Origin of the sequence: Mesorhizobium sp. M0058, assembly GCF_040323095.1 — a bacterium.
Lineage (GTDB): Bacteria > Pseudomonadota > Alphaproteobacteria > Rhizobiales > Rhizobiaceae > Mesorhizobium.
The window spans coordinates 164,497-181,286 of the sequence record NZ_JAMYUQ010000014.1 but is presented as its reverse complement, the minus strand read 5'-3'; the positions used below and the strand labels follow the sequence as shown (position 1 = coordinate 181,286).

The following is a 16,790-nucleotide window of genomic DNA, read 5'->3' as shown; positions in this document are numbered from 1 at the left end:
CTATGGGAGGAGATGTCCATGCCGCTCGCGATGAACCGTGAGGTTTTCATTACCTGTGCCGTGACCGGGTCCGGCGGCTCGCAGGACCGCTCCCCGCATGTGCCACGCTCGCCCAAGCAGATCGCCGATTCTGCCATCGACGCGGCCAAGGCCGGTGCCGCCATCGTCCACTGCCATGTCCGCGACCCCGAGACCGGCAAGCCGCGCCGCGATGTCCATCTCTACCGCGAAGTGACGGACCGCATCCGCGCGGCAGAAGTCGATGTGATCCTGAACCTGACCGCCGGGATGGGCGGCGACATGGTGTTCGGCTCACCGGAAGCGCCGCTGCCGCTCAATGAAAAAGGCACCGACATGGGCGGCGCCACCAACCGCATGGAACATGTGCGCCAGTGCCTGCCGGAAATCTGCACGCTGGATTGCGGCACCATGAACTTCGCCGAGGCCGATTATGTCATGACCAACACGCCCGGCATGCTGCGCGCAATGGGCGGCATGATGACGGCGCTCGGCGTCAAGCCGGAGATCGAAGCTTTTGATACCGGCCACCTCTGGTTCGCCAAGCAGCTGGTCGAAGAAAAGGTCTTGAATCCCGACGCGCTGGTGCAGCTCTGCATGGGTGTGCCGTGGGGGGCGCCGGACGACCTCAACACCTTCATGGCCATGGTCAACAACGTGCCGTCGAACTGGAACTGGTCGGCCTTCGCCATCGGCCGCAACCAGATGGCCTATGCAGCCGCTGCAGTGCTCGCCGGCGGCAATGTCCGCGTCGGTCTCGAAGACAATCTCTGGCTCGACAAGGGCGTGCTCGCCACCAATGCGCAACTCGTCGAGCGCGCCGCCAACATCGTCACCAATCTCGGCGCCAGGATCCTTGGGCCGGAAGAAGTGCGCAGGAAGCTCAACCTCACCAAGCGGGCGCCGATCGCAGCGGCTGCTTAAAACGGGAGCGGATCATGGCTACCGTCAAATTCACTGCGATGAAGGATGGCGACAGGCAAGACTATGAGTTCCTGACCGCCCATGAGATCGACTATGCCGCCAGGACCGGCGAGCGGCTGCTCGACGCATTGGTGCAGCTCGACGAGGGCCTGTCTGGCTACAAGATCACCCGGCTCGGCCATTCGCTGCAGGCGGCGACACGTGCGTGGCGCGACGGCGCCGACACCGACTGGATCGCCTGCGCGCTGCTGCACGACATCGGCGACATCTACGCACCGTACAATCACGACGAATACGCCGCTTCGATCCTGAAGCCTTTCGTGCGCGAGCAATGCACCTGGGTGGTGGAAAAGCACGGCGACTTCCAGCGGCTCTACTATGCCCATCATCTCGGCGGCAACCGTCACGCCCGCGACCGCTTCGCCGGCCATGCCTATTTCGACGATTGCGACCAGTTTTGCGAACGCTGGGACCAGTCGAGCTTCGACCCGGACTACGACACGCTGCCGATCGCATTCTTCCGCCAGTTCGTGCTCGAAGTCTTCGCCCGCAAGGCCTACGACCCCTCCGTGATCCGCGTCGGCGAGCGCGTGCCTCTCATCGACCCCGAAACCGACAAGACAAGAAGCGGAGCCTGACCATGAGCATCATCAACAAGGCAGCCGCCATTGGCGGCGGTGTCATCGGCGCCGGTTGGGTGGCGCGGTTGCTGCTCAACGGCATCGATGTGTCGATCTTCGATCCGGACCCGGAAGCGTCGCGCAAGGTCTCGGAAGTGATGAAGGGCGCGCGCCGCGCCTACAGGCAGATGGTTCCCGGCGGCCTGCCCAGGGAAGGCAGACTGACCTTTGCCAAGACCATCGCCGAGGCGGTGGCCGACGCCGATTTCATCCAGGAGAGCGTGCCGGAGCGGCTCGACGTCAAACACCGCGTACTGGCCGAGATCGATCTCTGCGCGCCGGCCAACGCCATTGTCGGCTCGTCCACCTCGGGCATCAAGCCGACCGACATGCAGGTGGCGATGAAGAAGCATCCGGAGCGTCTGGTTGTCGGACATCCCTTCAACCCGGTCTATCTGCTGCCGCTGGTCGAGATCGTCGGCGGCGAACAGACCTTTCCAGAGGCGATCGAGGTCGCAAAGGAGATCTATGCATCGATCGGCATGAAGCCGGTGGTGATCCGCAAGGAGATCGAGGCCTTTGTCGGCGACCGCCTGCTCGAAGCGGCCTGGCGTGAGGCGCTGTGGCTGATCAAGGACGGCATCTGCACCGTCGAGGAACTCGACGACATCATGCGCTATGGCTTCGGCCTGCGCTGGGCGCAGATGGGCATGTTCCAGGTCTACCGCGTCGCCGGCGGCGAGGCCGGCATGCGCCACTTTATGGCGCAGTTCGGGCCGTGCCTGAAATGGCCGTGGACCAAGCTGATGGACGTGCCGGAGTTCAACGACGAGCTGGTCGATCTGATCGCCACCCAGTCGGACGACCAGGCGCATGGCCTGTCGATCCGTGAGCTGGAAAAGATCCGCGACGACAATCTGGTCGCGATTATGGATGCTCTGTCGAAACAGAACAAAGGCAAGGGCTGGGGCGCCGGCGCCTTGCACAAGGACTACACCAGGCAGCTGGCAAAGCTGGCGGCGAAGAAGCCGGCCGCTTCCAAGGCTGCCGAAAAGGCCAAGGCGTCGAAGCCGGTGAAGAAGGTGGAAAAGCCGAAGAAAAAGAAGAAGGGCTGAAGACCATGGATTTCGGGCTGTCGGAGGAACAGAAGCTCATTGTCGAGACGACGCGTGCGTTCGTCGAGAACGAGCTTTACCCGCATGAACGCGAGGTCGAGCGCACCGGCGTGCTGCGCCGCGAGCTGATCGAGGAGATCAAGGTCAAGGCGATCGAAGCCGGGCTCTACGCCGCCAACATGCCGGCCGATGTCGGTGGCGCCGGCCTCGATACGGTGACTTGGCTGCTCTACGAAAAGGAACTCGGCCGCGCCAATTACGCGCTGCACTGGACCTGCGTGGCGCGCCCCTCCAACATCCTTCTGGCCGGCACGCAGGAACAGCGCGAAAAATACCTGTTCCCTTGCATCCGTGGCGAAAAGTGGGACTGCCTGGCGATGACCGAGCCCGGCGCCGGCTCCGATTTGCGCGGCATGAAAGCGACCGCCGTACAGGACGGCGACGACTGGGTGCTCAACGGCACCAAGCATTTCATCTCCCATGCCGATCTTGCCGATTTCACGATTTGTTTTATGGCTTCGGGCGAGGAAGAAACGCCGCGCGGCAAGCGCAAGAAGATCACCGCCTTCTTCGTCGACAAGGGCACCAAGGGGTTCACCGTGCGCGACGGCTACCGCAACGTCTCGCATCGCGGCTACACCAACGCCATCCTCGAATTCGACGATTGCCGCCTGCCGGCGAGCCAGGTGCTCGGCGAAGTGCACAAGGGCTTCGAGGTCGCCAATTCCTGGCTCGGCGCCACCCGCCTGCAGGTCGGTGCCACTTGCCTTGGCCGCGCCGAGCGGGCGCTTGGCCATGCCATCGAGTATTCTGCGCAGCGCCAGCAGTTCGGCCAGCAGATCGGCAAGTTCCAGGGCGTGTCGTTCAAGCTCGCCGACATGGCGACCGAATTGAAGGCTGCGGACCTGATGGTGTTCGAAGCCGGCTGGAAGTACGATCAGGGCACCGTGACCGATCAGGACATGGCCATGGCCAAGCTGAAGGCTACCGAAATGCTCGCCTTTGTTGCCGACGAAGCAATCCAGATCCATGGCGGCATGGGGCTGATGGACGACCTGCCGCTGGAGCGCATCTGGCGCGATGCGCGCGTCGAGCGCATCTGGGAAGGTACGTCGGAAATCCAGCGCCACATCATTTCGCGGGCGCTGCTGCGCCCGTTCGGGGCATAAACCATGCATAAGCTTGAACGTCTCTTGCGCCCAAAATCCATCGCGGTGTTCGGCGGGGCCCAGGCCGCTGCCGTCGTCGCGCAATCGATCAAGATGGGCTTTGCCGGCGAAATCTGGCCGGTGCATCCGAACAAGGACGAGGTCGCCGGCCGCAAGGCCTATCGCTCGGTCGCCGAATTGCCCGGGGCGCCCGACGCTGCCTTTGTCGGCGTCAACCGGCATCTCACCATCGACGTGATCAAGGCGCTGGCCGAGCGTGGCGCCGGCGGCGCCGTCTGTTTTGCCGCGGGCTTTCTCGAGACCGAGGCCTATGACGACGATGGCGAGCGGCTGCAGGCCGAACTGGTGGCCGCGGCCGGCCAGATGCCGATCATCGGCCCGAACTGTTATGGCCTGATCAACTACGCCGACGGCGCGCTGTTGTGGCCCGACCAGCATGGCGGCATCCGGCTGCCCGAAGGCGCCAAGGGCGTCGCCATCATCACCCAGTCCTCCAACATCGCCATCAACATGACGATGCAGAAGCGCGGCCTGCCGATCGCCTTCCTGATGACGGCCGGCAACCAGGCGCAGACCGGCCTCTCCGAAATGGCGCTCGGCCTGATCGAGGATGAGCGCGTCACCTCGCTCGGCCTGCACATCGAAGCCTTCGATTCGGTAGCCGGCTTCGAGAAGCTGGCCGCGCGCGCGCGCGAACTGAAGAAGCCGATCATCGCCATGAAGGTCGGTCGCTCCGAACAGGCGCGGCAGGCGACGGTCTCGCACACGGCATCGCTGGCCGGCTCGGACGCTGCCTCGGGCGCATTCCTGCGGCGGCTCGGCATTGCCCGCGTCGATTCCATCCCCGCCTTTATCGAGGCGCTGAAGCTTCTGCATGTCACAGGACCACTGCCCGGCTATCGACTGTCATCGATGAGCTGTTCGGGCGGCGAAGCCTCTGTCATGGCCGACAGCGCCGAAGGCCGCTGGGTCAATTTCCCGGAGCTCACCAGCAAGCACCGCGCCCATGTCAAATCGACGCTCGGGCCGCTGGTCGCGGTCGCCAACCCGTTGGACTATCACACCTTCATCTGGAACAACGAACCGGCGATGACCGCCACCTTCACCGCCATGGTGTCGGGCGGTTTCGACCTCAACATGCTGGTGCTCGATTTCCCGCGCCCCGACCGCTGCTCGGTCACCGACTGGTGGGCGACGCTGCGCGCCTTCGAATCGGCGCTGAAGACCAACAAGGCGCATGGCGCGATTGTCTCGTCGCTGCCGGAGAACCTGCCGGAGGAATACACCGCCGAGCTGATGGCGCGCGGCATGGTGCCGTTGTTCGGTATTTCCGAGGCCATGGATGCCGCAGGCGCGGCGGCCTTCATCGGCTGGGCCTGGGCCGAGCCGCAGGCGCAGCCGATCGACACATCGGCTGCCGGTGCTGCCGGCGGCGATCATGTCACCCCTGACGAGGCCGAAGCCAAGGCGCGGCTGATCAAGGCCGGCTTGCCGGTGCCGAAGGCAGAACGTGCCGCTAACGCTGTCGAGGCCGTCATCTCATCCATGGCGCTCGGCTTCCCGGTGGCGCTGAAGGCGCTCGGCGTCACCCATAAGTCGGAAGTCGGCGCGGTGCGGCTCAATCTGAAAGACGCCGAATCGGTCAGCACGGCCGCGCATGATCTGCTGCCGCTCGGCACCGGCCTCTATGTCGAACGCATGGTGCGCGACGGCGTTGCCGAGTTGATCGTCGGCTTCACCCGCGATCCGATGTTCGGCGCGGTTATGACACTGGGCACCGGCGGCGTGTTGGTCGAACTGTTGCGCGACAGCGTTACGCTCATGCTGCCGGCGACGCGCGACGACATCGAGGCCGCCCTGCGTGGCCTTAAACTGTTTCCGCTGCTGGACGGCTATCGTGGCCGGCCCAAGGCCGATGTCGGGGCTGCCATCGACGCCATCGCGGGCATTGCCGGCTTCGTGCAGACGAATGCCGGAGAGATCGAGGAACTCGACATCAACCCGCTGATCGTCTGCGCCGAGGGCAAGGGCGCCTGGATCGCCGACGCGCTGCTGGTGCTGGGAGAGAAGAAGAATGTCTGACGTCATTTCCACCCGCCGCGAGGGCACCATCCTCGAGGTCACGCTCGACCGGCCCAAGGCCAACGCCATCGACCTCAAGACCTCGCGGCTGATGGGCGAGACCTTCAAGGCGTTCCGCGACGATCCGGAACTGCGCGTCGCCATCGTCAAGACCGCCGGCGACAAGTTCTTCTGCGCCGGCTGGGACTTGAAGGCAGCCGCCGGTGGCGACGCGGTCGACGGCGACTATGGCGTCGGCGGTTTTGCCGGCCTGCAGGAGCTGCGCGACATGAACAAGCCGGTCATTGCCTGCGTCAACGGCATGGCGGTGGGCGGCGGCTTCGAGCTGGCGCTGTCCTGCGACCTCATTTTCGCCTCCGACCATTCCTCCTTCGCCCTGCCCGAAATCCGCGCCGGCACGCTGGCTGATGCCGCGACGATCAAGCTGCCCAAGCGCATTCCCTACCATGTCGCCATGGACCTTCTGCTCACCGGCCGCTGGATGGATGTGGCGGAAGCGCATCGCTGGGGCCTGGTCAACGAAGTGCTGCCCAAGGACAGGCTCGAGGAGCGCGTCTGGGAGATCGCAAGGCTGCTCGCCAGCGGCCCGCCGCTGGTGTTCGCCGCGATCAAGGAGACGGCGCGGGTGGCGGAGGCGCTGACCTTCCAGGACGCGATGAACCGCGTGACGCGCCGGCAATTGGCGACGGTCGATGCGCTGTATGGCTCGGAGGACAATATGGAAGGGTCTCGTGCGTTCGCAGAAAAGCGCGACCCGGTGTGGAAGGGGAAGTAGCCTCTTTACCCTCCCCTCGATGGGGAGGGTCGGACCGAAGGTCCGGGGTGGGGTGATGCGCCACCACCCCCACCCGCCGCTTCGCGGCGACCTCCCCCATCAAGGGGGAGGTAAAGGAGCTGCATGACCGACTACAAAACCCTCATCGATGCCGAGACCTGGGCCTTCATCGAGCGGACCAATTCCTATTACCCGCCCGATACGATCGACTACACCATCGCCCAGCAGCGTGCGATTTATGACCGGATGTGCCGCGAGTTCTTTGCCGGCTATCCCAATGGTGTGACGGCGGAAACGACTTTCATTGCCAACCGATCACACGACATCCCGATCCGCATCTATCGCAGCGCTACCCCGAACACGGCGGCGATGGTGCTCTACATTCATGGCGGGGGTTTCATCCTCGGCGGCCTAGACAGCCATGACGATGTCTGCGCCGAGCTCTGCGCCCGCACCGGTTACGAGGTGGGTTCCATCGATTACCGGCTGGCGCCGGAGCATTTGCACCCGGCCGCTTTCGACGATGCTTTACGTGCCTTCGAATGGGCAGCCAAAACCTACGACCGCCCTATTCTGCTGTGCGGCGACAGCGCCGGCGGCAATCTCTGCGCGGCTGTTGCTCACGCAAGGCGTGGCCATGCCAAAAAGCCGATCGGCCAGGTGCTGATCTATCCGGGCCTCGGCGGCGACCGTTCGAAGGGCTCGTATGTCACGCACGCCGAAGCACCGATGTTGACCATGCGCGATCTCGACTTCTACAGGGATGTCCGCACCGGCGGCCTCGATGGGACCGGCGACATCACTTTGTATCCACTGGCCGACGCAGATTTCATCGGCCTGCCACCGACAGTGCTGATCACCGCGCAATGCGACCCGCTGTCGTCGGACGGCGAGGCCTATCGCGATCGCGTCCTCGCTGCCGGCGGCCATGCCGCCTGGTTCGAGGAGCCGGGACTGGTGCACGGCTATCTCCGGGCCAGGCACACGGTTGGCCGGGCCCGCGCCAGCTTCAACCGTATCGTCGAAGCGGTGTCGGTGCTGGGCAAGGGCGACTGGATCTGGTGATCCGGCTCAACCGCGGACAAAGGCGATCAGTTCCTCAGCCATGCGATCGTTGAATTCCCGACGAAAGCGGTTTTTCTTCAGCCATTCAGGGTTTGAGCCGACGGTCTTGTTGGCATCCACGACAATGCCTTTGCCATCGACAATGAAATAGTCGATGGCGCCGAAGTCCAGGTTGAGCCGCTGCCGCACCGCCAGCACTTCCGGTGGCACGGCGCCGCCCACCTCATTGCTCAGGATTTTTGAGCCGGCGCACAACACATCGTCGTAGACCTGCCGCATGTTGACCTCGGCACCGAGCAGGAACATGTAGCGGTGCTTGACGATGGGCAGGTCGAGCGTATCGAAAGCGAACTTTTCCACCATCAGGCGATTGTTGCGCCATACATCCCGCGGAACCTCGCCGATCGTCTGGTAGACCTTATAGGGCGGGCACAGGCGGTCCTTGTAGCCGGGTTCGAAGAGCTTGCGGATGGCATGCGCGCTCCTGGTCAGGCCGTTGCGATGCTGCCACCAGCGCTGCTCTGGTCGGCCCCTGGAGTTGAGGACCGTCTTGACGACAACCGGCCCCTTGTGGCTGTCGCCGGCCTCCAGCTTCAGTGTCGAATAAAGGTGCCGGTGGATGGACAGCGCGCGGCCATTGATGGTGCGGTCGTAGAGGTGGCCGAGACCGCGGTACGTTGGCGGCACGATTGTCAGGTCGACATGCAGAAAGGCCACCGGCGCCCGATCTCGGCCGGCCGGCCGGTCGAGCAGGCGCACTTTCAATCCAGCCTGTTCCAGGTAAGGCAGTAACTGCGCGATGCAATAGCTCCGCACCAGTCGGAAATTGCGCAGGCTCTCTACATAGACATCGAGATCTGCGGCAGACACCGAACGCTATTCCTTGATATCGACGCCCGAGAAATCGTGGTGATCAAAGGGGTCCATGACATAGCCCGTCACCTGTTCGCGCATCGGGATCGAGACCACGGAGTGGGCGATAGCGACCCACGGCATCTGCTCCCTGAAGATCGTTTGCGCCTGCGAATAGAGTTTTGCGCGGGCAGCGGGATCGACGATCCCGGCTGCCTGCTTGAGCAGATCGTCGAAGGCCGGAAAACACCAGTTGGCACGATTGGTGGTGCCGACGCCGGCACAGCCAAGCGGCACCGACAGGAAGTTATCGGGGTCGCCATTGTCGCCGGTGAAGCCGAACAGCATGGCACCGTCGCGGTCGCGTGACTTCGAGCGGGCAAGGTATTCAGTCCACTCATACGTCACGACTTCCACGGTGACACCGATCTTTGCCAGGTCGGACTGGATCATTTCGGCCATACGCTGCGCATTCGGGTTATACGGACGCTGCACCGGCATCGCCCAGATCTTCATGTGCAGGTCTTTTACGCCGGCATCGGCGAGCCCCTGCCTGGCGGCAGCGGGGTCGAAGACATGATCGGGGCTCGTCTTGTCATAGGCCCAGGAGGTTGGCGGCAGCGGATTGCGTGCGACTTCGCCGGTGCCGCGGAATACGACGTCGACCAGCGCCTGCGTGTCGATGGCAATGGCGATCGCCTTCCTCACCCTTGGATCGTCGAAGGGCTTCTGCAAGGTGTTGAAGGCGAGGTATCCCGTATTGAGGCCCTCCTGCCGCATGACCTTGATTCCGGGCGTCGCCTTGATCGCCTCCAGGTCGGCCGGATTTGGATAGGGCATGAGATCGCATTCGCCGGCGCGCAGCTTTTCCATGCGAATGCTGGCATCGGTGGCAATGGCGAAGACGAGATCGTCGATCTTCGGCTTGCCGCGCCAGTAGTCCGGATTGGCCTTGTAGCGGATGACTGCATCCTGCTGGTAGTCGACAAGCTGGAACGGACCCGTCCCGACCGGCTTCAGCGCCAGGTCGAGAAGCCGCTTCTCTGCGACGAGCTTGTCGGCATATTCCTTGGAAACGACCGAAGCGAAATCCATCGCCAGGTCGGCAAGCATCGGCGAATGCGGCGCCTTCAGCGTCATCACCACAGTATGGTCGTCAAGCTTGCGCCAACCGGCGACAAGATCCGGCATGCCGATGCCGTCGAAGTAAATGTACTGGCGTTTGGCGTAATTGTTGAACGGGTTCTGCGCGTTGGCCTGCCGGTCGAAGGTGAACAGCACGTCATCGGCATTGAAGTCGCGACTAGGCGTAAAGCCCTCGACGATGTGGAATTTCACGCCCTGCCGCAGGTGGAATGTGTAGGTGAGGCCATCGTCGGAAATCTCCCAGCTTTCGGCAAGGCCGGGGCGCACCTTGGTGGTGCCGGGCTCGAACTCGACCATGCGGTTGTAGAGAGCGGTGGCCGAGGCGTCGCGGGATCCGGAGGCGAGTGCGGGATCGAACGTATCGGGGCTAACCTCGGTGCAGTAGACCAAGGTCTTGGCTACGGATTGATGGACCGGCAACGCACATGGAAAAAGCGCCGCCAGCAAGAGAACGAAGTGCCTGCGTGTCATGATCCCCCCAGGGTTGGGAAGACGCTAGCAGAAGCCGGCACTGACGGTAAGTAAGCCGGCCGGTCTTTCGCGCGCCAAGACTGTTTTCCACCTTGAGTTGACACAAGGAATTGGCCGCGCCTATGTGAAATGGCGGACAGACCCGGCCGCCGTTTTGCATGAACCTTTCCGCTTCAGCCTGCGACTGACGACCAGGCGCCGCATGGTGCGGGCCGGAAAGGATGCCCCCATGACCAGGACCCCAGAGGCTCCACGGTCTCCGGGACCAACGCAAGCTCAGCGCGACCACCGCCTTCGGGATGGAGTCGATGCGCTGGGCTTTCGGCTGATTCCGTTGACCCTGCGCAGGAGCAGGCGTATCGTGAAGATGAGGAAAGCAGACAATTCGATCAGGGACGAACGTGCCGGAACGCCGCGCCTTGCCCTGTTTCGCGCGGCCGGACCGGATGTTCCTCCCGAAAACTTCGGGGGGAGTTTTATGTCCTGCGATCGCGGCGCGTCCATGTCGTCTCCAAGCGGCGGTTTGCGCCGTTCGCTCCATCTGGGCGGCGGTTTGCTTGCCCTGGCGCTGAGCGCCGCGCTCTGGTTGGGCACAGCCGCCCAAGCGCAGGAAACCCAGATCATCTATCCCGGCTCGATGGCGGTCACCGGATTTTCCGGCACCGTCATTCCCAATTTCGACTCTGCCGATTCCGAAAGGGGGGGGCTGCCGCCCGGCGTCGACCCGGTCGACGAAACCTTCATCGACACGACGCGCGCCACCTTGCGCGTCTTCGACGTTTCGGCGCTCGGCGGACCGGCTTCCGGCCAGCTCGTCTACACGCCGCCGCCTTTCGAGGTGACGGCCGAACAGATCGGCCAGGTATTCGCCATCACCTATGATGACGGTATGCGCGACGGCGTTCCCTCGGGCGTCCCCAATCTCTATGCCGGCGCGACCTCGCTGCACGGCATCCGTATCGTCACCCCGGACGAAGATGCCGACGGTCGGCCCGAGCGACAGCGCCGCGGCACCGCAGGCGCCGTCTTCATGGACGGCCAGTTCGGCACCGAAAGCGGTGGCGGTCCGGGCACGATCTGGAAGATCGACGGCATCACCGGCGCGGTCTCCAAATTCGCCGACATTGACACCAACAGCGGTTCCGGCATCGGCGACATCAGCTTCGACAGCAATCACCGCGAGTTCTTCGCCAGCGATCTCGACACCGGCCTCATCCACCGCCTCGACGCCAACGGCACGCTGATCGACACATTCGATCACGGCGTTGCCGGGCGGCCGGCGCATGGGCTGGCTCCCGTCGCCGATGACGGTGCGGTGATGGACATACAGGGTGCTGCCTTCGACTCGGAAGACCCCGACACATGGGGCTACACGCAGGACGAACGCCGCGTCTGGTCCGTCGCCTATCATGGCGGCCGGCTCTATTATTCGGTCGGCGAAAAGGCCGAGATCTGGTCGGTTGGCATTGCCCGCGATGGCAGCTTTGCCGGTGATCCGCGCTGGGAGCTGACGGTCAAGGCCGACAAGGACTACGCCGTCACCGACATCGCCTTCGACAACCAGGGTTTCATGTATCTGGCGCAGCGCGGCCCGGTCGAGAATCGCTACGATTACAGCCAGTTCGCCGATTCCGGCAAGGGCGAGGTCATCCGCTACTGGCGCGAAAACCCGGACGATCCGGCGACGGAATCGGTCTGGGTGGAAGAGCCGCAGGAATATGCGGTCGGCTTCCCGCAAGGCAACCGGCAGTCGGCCGGTGGGCTCGACCTGCAATATGGCTATGACGCCGACGGCAATCTCGACACCGGCGTGTGCACCGACACGCTGGTCAACACCGGCGACAAGCTGCGCGACAGCCCGACACTTGCCGACCAGCTCGCCGCCGGCGGGCCGCTTGGCGTGCACGGCGTGCAGATCACGCCGACGCCGTTGGTCAAGCCGGCCAACGTGCCGCCTTTCGGCTCGTGGTTCGTCGACTTCGACGGCTATTTCGAAGACCCAGAAGTGGAAGGCCATGTCGGCGACGTCGAGGTCTGGCACCCCTGCGAAGGCCGGGCCGGCTATTATGAAGAGATCCCCGGCGGTTATCTGCCGCCGTTCTATCCGCCGGACTTCCCACCGCCCGGCGATCTGCCTCCGTGCATCGATGTCGAGGATGTTCAGTTCTACTGCACGCCTCGCGGCCTCCAGGCCGACCTCTATCTCCATGACCATGCCGGCTTTGGCGGCGATTCGATCAAGGTCCAGCCTTCCAGTGAGACAAAGTCCAGGACACCAGGCGTCGGGGTGACATCACCCCAGTCGCATGCTCCCGGCAAGCCTTACACGGTCGACATCACCGGCCATTCTCCGGGCGACAGAGTCGATGTTGGACTTTGCTTCTACAGGCAGTCCGACAAGGACAAGGGTGGCTACTACCCTTGCTGCAAGATGACTTTGCCGCTCAGAACCCCAGCCGTCAGCTGCGAACGTTGAGGAGGGGAAGATGAAAAATCTCGCACTTTCCCCGACCGCGAACAGCAGTCAATCCACCGGCAAGCAGCCAACCGTCATGGAGACCATCATGAAACCCCCGTCATATGCCAGGCGCGGCGCGCGCTGGCTGATGGCGGCCGGTATCGCGGTCGCCATGTTCACCCCTGTGGCAAGCCACGCCGAAGATGCAGTCCCGATCACTCCGGAACTGCGGCTCGACCTCGACAATTCAAAAATCGTCAATCCGAGGCCGGAACGGATCGTGCCGTTCTTCACCAAAACAGGCACACAGAGGAGCTGCGACTACGTCGTCTACTCCCTGAGCTTTGGCCTGCGCGGCGACTCGCAAGGCTTTGCCGACCCAAGCTTTTCGGCCAGGCTGAAGAAACTCCAACTCGACTTCAAGGATCAGCTTCCGCACGGTCTTGCGATCGTCAACGTCAACGTGTCCGGCGACGGCACGGATGCGTCTGGCGGACCGCTGCCGGGTGCGACAATCAGCACCTCGGCTAATCCGAACGATACGGCAACGGTTTCCGATTTCCGGATTTCCACCACCGATCTCGACGGCGCTGGGGCTGGCAATGAACGCGTCATCAATTTCAAGATCACCGCCAAGATCGACCATGCGGCGTTTCCTTCGCCGACCATCGTCGACAACCAGGGCATGATCAAGGTGACGCCGGGCGTCGGCACGGGGGCCATCATCCCGTCGCAGGATCCGGGCAAGCCCGACGACGGCGACTACAAGACCGGGGCCAAGACCTCGATCAAGATCGACCTCACCAACTGTGACAAGCGGCCTCCGCCTCCCGACCGGGAATGTTTCAAGGTGGAGCGCGGCACGGTCGATTGCGTGCAAGGCGGCGGCGCGTTCATCTACCACATGCCTGTCGGCCCGGAGATGGGCGGAAAATGGGTGCAGGTATCGACGACGACCCCAGGCATCACCATCATCCCCGACACGCAATTGGTGCCGGCGGGCGGCGGTGTGCTGAACTGGAAGATCGTCGGTGCATCGCCCGGCGACGTCATCCACCTCATCGTCACCGGCATCGAGACCTATGCCGGCCCGAAGGAGGGTTGGGGACTATGCTGCACGCAGACCATCGACATCGTCATCCCGCGTGACTTGAGATGTCCCCCCAAGGACAAGGAACCGGACCTCAAGGTCGAGAAACGCGCCGACGTGACGCGTTGCACAATGGGGGGCGGCTGCGACTTCACCATCAAGGTCACCAATGTCGGCGACGGGCCGTATCACGGCAAGATCGTGCTCGACGAGGTGACGCTGCCGGCCGGCTCGACTCTGGATTCAGGGCCCAATCCGCCCTGGGTATGCATGCCCGGCGTGACCCCGATGACGTGCACCTATCCGGTGACCACGCTCAATCCGGGGGCCTCCATCAACCTCAAGCTCGGCTTCAAGCCGGCGGGTGGTTGGCAAGGCAGCGCGCTGCGCAACTGCGCCACCTATAATTACGGCGCCAGCGGCAAGCCGCTGTTCGGCAGCCAGCAGAACGATCGCGGCTGTGCCTCGATCCCGATCTGCCGGCGTGGCGACCGCGACCGCGATTGCCGGCCCCCGGTCGACAAGAAGGTCGACCTGATCCTGAAGAAGCGTGCCCGCATCCCGGTCTGCACACCCGACGGCATCTGCTACTTCGTGATCGACATCATCAACAATGGCAGCGTCCCCTATAATGGGCCGCTGACGGTTATCGACAATTACCCGGGCGGCGCGCCGGCCTCTTCGACCTTCGGCCCGTCTCCGCCCTGGACATGCGGACCGAACGGTCCCGGCCAGTTCCGCTGCGACAATGCAGGCATCGTGCTGATGCCGGGCGCCCTGACGCCGATCGTCGTCAGGGCGGTCATGCCGGCCGGCTACCAGTCGGATTCGGTCGAGAACTGCGCGGCGCTGAAGCCCGTCCCCGGTGAGGTCGACCTCACCAACAACAAGGCCTGCGCCAAGGAACGCTTCCGTCATCCCAATGGCGGCAAGCCGACCCTACGCATCACCAAGGTCTGCAATGGCTCGCTCGCCGGTGCGGCGGTGGTTTCCTGCCGCATCACCGTCATCAGCCTTGGCACCTCTGCCCCCACCGGTCCGGTGCGGGTCAACGATGCTGCCACGCTGATATCGGGTGGCGCGCCGGTCCAGATCCAGACCGTCACACCCGACGGTGCGGAATGGGCCTGCGGAGCGGTTCCGGCCAATGCGCTGTCGTGCCAGATTCCCGGCGCCGTGATGACTCCCGGAACATCGAGGCACTTCGACGTGACGGTCTCGGCCAATGGCGCGTTCGAGAACTGCGCACGCGGCTCGTATGGCCCGGCCCCTGGAGACGATATCGTCTACCCTATCGGCCAGGCCTGCGCCAAGGGCGGCGGCACGTCCACCATCAGCGTCAAGAAGACCGGCGATGCCGAGTGCCAGCCCGGGCAACCCTGCTCGTTCGAGATCACCATCACCAATGATGGCCAGACCGCCTTCTCCGGTCCGGTCCGCATCGGCGATGCGATCGGGGTGGACGGGCTGGGGCGGCTGCAAGGCGTCGCGATCACCTCGATCGAGCCGCCCTTCGGCTGCTCGCCCGAACCGACGACCTTGCCGTTGACCTGCATTGCCAACCTGACGCTCGGCGCCGGGGAAAGCCATGTGCACAAGGTCACCGTGGTCCTTCCCGACGCTCCCCTGGCCAATCTGCGGGGCAACGTCAGCGGCCGGAACTGCGTCGGGGTCTTGTCTCCCGACACCAGGGTGCAAGGCGGCGGCGACGTACTGCCCGGCGACCTGACCAATATCCAGGGCGATCGCGGCAAGGCCTATGCCTGCCATCCCTTCACCATCAAGCGCGAGGTGAAGAAGGAATGCTCGCCGGGGTTCGTCATGAACGATGCCGGTCGGTGCGTGTGTCCGGAAGGCACGACGTTCCGCAACGGCCAGTGCTCGCCCGACGGCGGCGTCATCATCCAGCCAAAGGATCCAAGGCCCTGCGTGCTGCTCAAGGGCCAGATCCGCACCGAGGATGGACGCTGTGTCTGCCCCCGCGGAACCGAGCTTGAGAACGGCGCTTGCATCAAGACCGACAAGCCTGGCTGCACCATCCCCGGTTCGGTCCCGACGTCGGACGGCAATGGCTGCTACTGCCCGGAAGGTACGCATCTCGACCGACAGGCAAATGCCTGCGTGCGCGACAAGCAGAAGCCCGAGGAGTGCGGCATACGCGGCCAGGTTCATGACGCCGATGGCGATTGTGTCTGCCCGCGTGGGACAGAGGTGCGCAATGGAGCCTGCCGGCCGATCCGGCCAAAGCCTGAACAATGCTCGATCCGTGGTCAGATCCAAAACGCCAATGGCGATTGCGTCTGCCCGGACGGCACAGAAGTCAGGGGCAAGGTCTGCCGGCCGATCCGGCCGAAGCCCGAGCAGTGCTCGATCCGCGGCCAGGTCCACGACGCCAACGGCAATTGTGTCTGCCCGCGGGGTACCGAGGTGCAAGGCAATGCCTGCCGGCAGAAGAAGCCTGTGCTGGAACAGTGCGACATACGCGGCCAGGTGCACAACAAGCGCGGCGAGTGTGTTTGCCCGCGCGGCACCCAGGCGATCGACGGCGCATGCCGCAAGCCGAGGCCGCAGGTGGGAGACTGCGCCCCGGGCTCGCAGATGGTCGGCGGCCAGTGCGTGCCGATCATCAAGCGGCGCTGCCCCGAAGGCACCGTTGGTCGGTTCCCGAACTGCAGGGCGATCCGGCAGCAGCCGTCGCTCGATCCGACCCTGTTGCTCAATCCAGGTGTCCTTCAGCAGTTCATACCGAAGCGCACGCCGCAGACGCAGGTACAGCCGCAAAGGGATCCGGCGGCCAACTTCAAGCCATAGGATCTGGATACGAGTCAAAATTCAGAACCCCGCCGGAGCGATCCGGCGGGGTTTTTCCTTGGGCGCGCTGCGGCGATCGGGCGGCCAGGTATTCGCCGAACCCGCTGCCGGGCGCAGCAAATACCGACTTTCCCTTTCCGGGATCATGGTCTAGAGCAGTTCATCGTTTGGTGGAAAAGCCGAACCGCTCTATC

At 63.9% G+C, this 16,790-nt stretch carries 11 protein-coding genes; 9 read left to right on the top strand and 2 right to left on the bottom strand.

Features of this window, described 5'->3' with window-relative positions; translation table 11 throughout:
- The first annotated feature begins 18 nt into the window (after positions 1-18).
- From bcoG to NKJ75_RS24205, 7 genes are all read left to right on the top strand, one after another.
- Positions 19-942: a 3-dehydrocarnitine:acetyl-CoA trimethylamine transferase BcoG gene (gene bcoG / locus NKJ75_RS24235; protein ID WP_023834404.1), complete on the top strand. Its 924-nt coding sequence runs from the start codon at positions 19-21 to the stop codon at positions 940-942.
- 14 nt (positions 943-956) lie between these two features.
- Positions 957-1,580: an HD domain-containing protein gene (locus NKJ75_RS24230; RefSeq protein ID WP_023745169.1), complete on the top strand. Its 624-nt coding sequence runs from the start codon at positions 957-959 to the stop codon at positions 1,578-1,580.
- Between the two features lie 2 nt (positions 1,581-1,582).
- Positions 1,583-2,677, top strand: coding sequence for a carnitine 3-dehydrogenase (locus tag NKJ75_RS24225; protein WP_352500296.1), 1,095 nt, complete (start codon positions 1,583-1,585; stop codon positions 2,675-2,677).
- A 5-nt stretch (positions 2,678-2,682) separates the two neighbouring features.
- Positions 2,683-3,846, top strand: coding sequence for an acyl-CoA dehydrogenase family protein (locus NKJ75_RS24220; protein ID WP_023745171.1), 1,164 nt, complete (start codon positions 2,683-2,685; stop codon positions 3,844-3,846).
- Positions 3,847-3,849: 3 nt separating this feature from the next.
- Positions 3,850-5,928 (top strand): acetate--CoA ligase family protein, encoded by a 2,079-nt coding sequence (locus NKJ75_RS24215; protein ID WP_352500295.1) that lies wholly within the window; start codon positions 3,850-3,852, stop codon positions 5,926-5,928.
- The gene (locus NKJ75_RS24210; RefSeq protein ID WP_352500294.1) at positions 5,921-6,703 is read left to right on the top strand and encodes a carnitinyl-CoA dehydratase; all 783 of its coding nucleotides are present in this window, start codon (positions 5,921-5,923) and stop codon (positions 6,701-6,703) included. The genes NKJ75_RS24215 and NKJ75_RS24210 overlap by 8 nt, the downstream gene beginning before the upstream one ends.
- A 123-nt stretch (positions 6,704-6,826) precedes the next feature.
- Positions 6,827-7,768 carry an alpha/beta hydrolase gene (locus NKJ75_RS24205; protein WP_352500293.1) on the top strand — a complete coding sequence of 314 codons (942 nt, stop codon included), beginning with the start codon at positions 6,827-6,829 and terminating at the stop codon, positions 7,766-7,768.
- Between the two features lie 6 nt (positions 7,769-7,774).
- Here the strand turns inward: NKJ75_RS24205 and NKJ75_RS24200 are convergent, their stop codons facing one another.
- Together NKJ75_RS24200 and NKJ75_RS24195 are read right to left on the bottom strand one after the other, a co-directional pair.
- Positions 7,775-8,638: a hypothetical protein gene (locus NKJ75_RS24200; RefSeq protein ID WP_352500292.1), complete on the bottom strand. Its 864-nt coding sequence runs from the start codon at positions 8,636-8,638 to the stop codon at positions 7,775-7,777.
- A gap of 6 nt (positions 8,639-8,644) precedes the next feature.
- Entirely contained in the window at positions 8,645-10,237 is a 1,593-nt protein-coding gene (locus tag NKJ75_RS24195; protein WP_352500291.1) for an ABC transporter substrate-binding protein, read from the bottom strand.
- Between the two features lie 202 nt (positions 10,238-10,439).
- Here NKJ75_RS24195 and NKJ75_RS24190 point away from each other — a divergent pair, with 202 nt between their 5' ends.
- Complete coding sequence (locus NKJ75_RS24190) at positions 10,440-12,713, top strand: hypothetical protein (RefSeq protein ID WP_352500290.1); 2,274 nt, start codon at positions 10,440-10,442, stop codon at positions 12,711-12,713.
- 10 nt (positions 12,714-12,723) lie between these two features.
- The gene (locus NKJ75_RS24185) at positions 12,724-16,596 is read left to right on the top strand and encodes a DUF7929 domain-containing protein (protein WP_352500289.1); all 3,873 of its coding nucleotides are present in this window, start codon (positions 12,724-12,726) and stop codon (positions 16,594-16,596) included.
- The last annotated feature ends 194 nt before the right edge of the window (positions 16,597-16,790 follow it).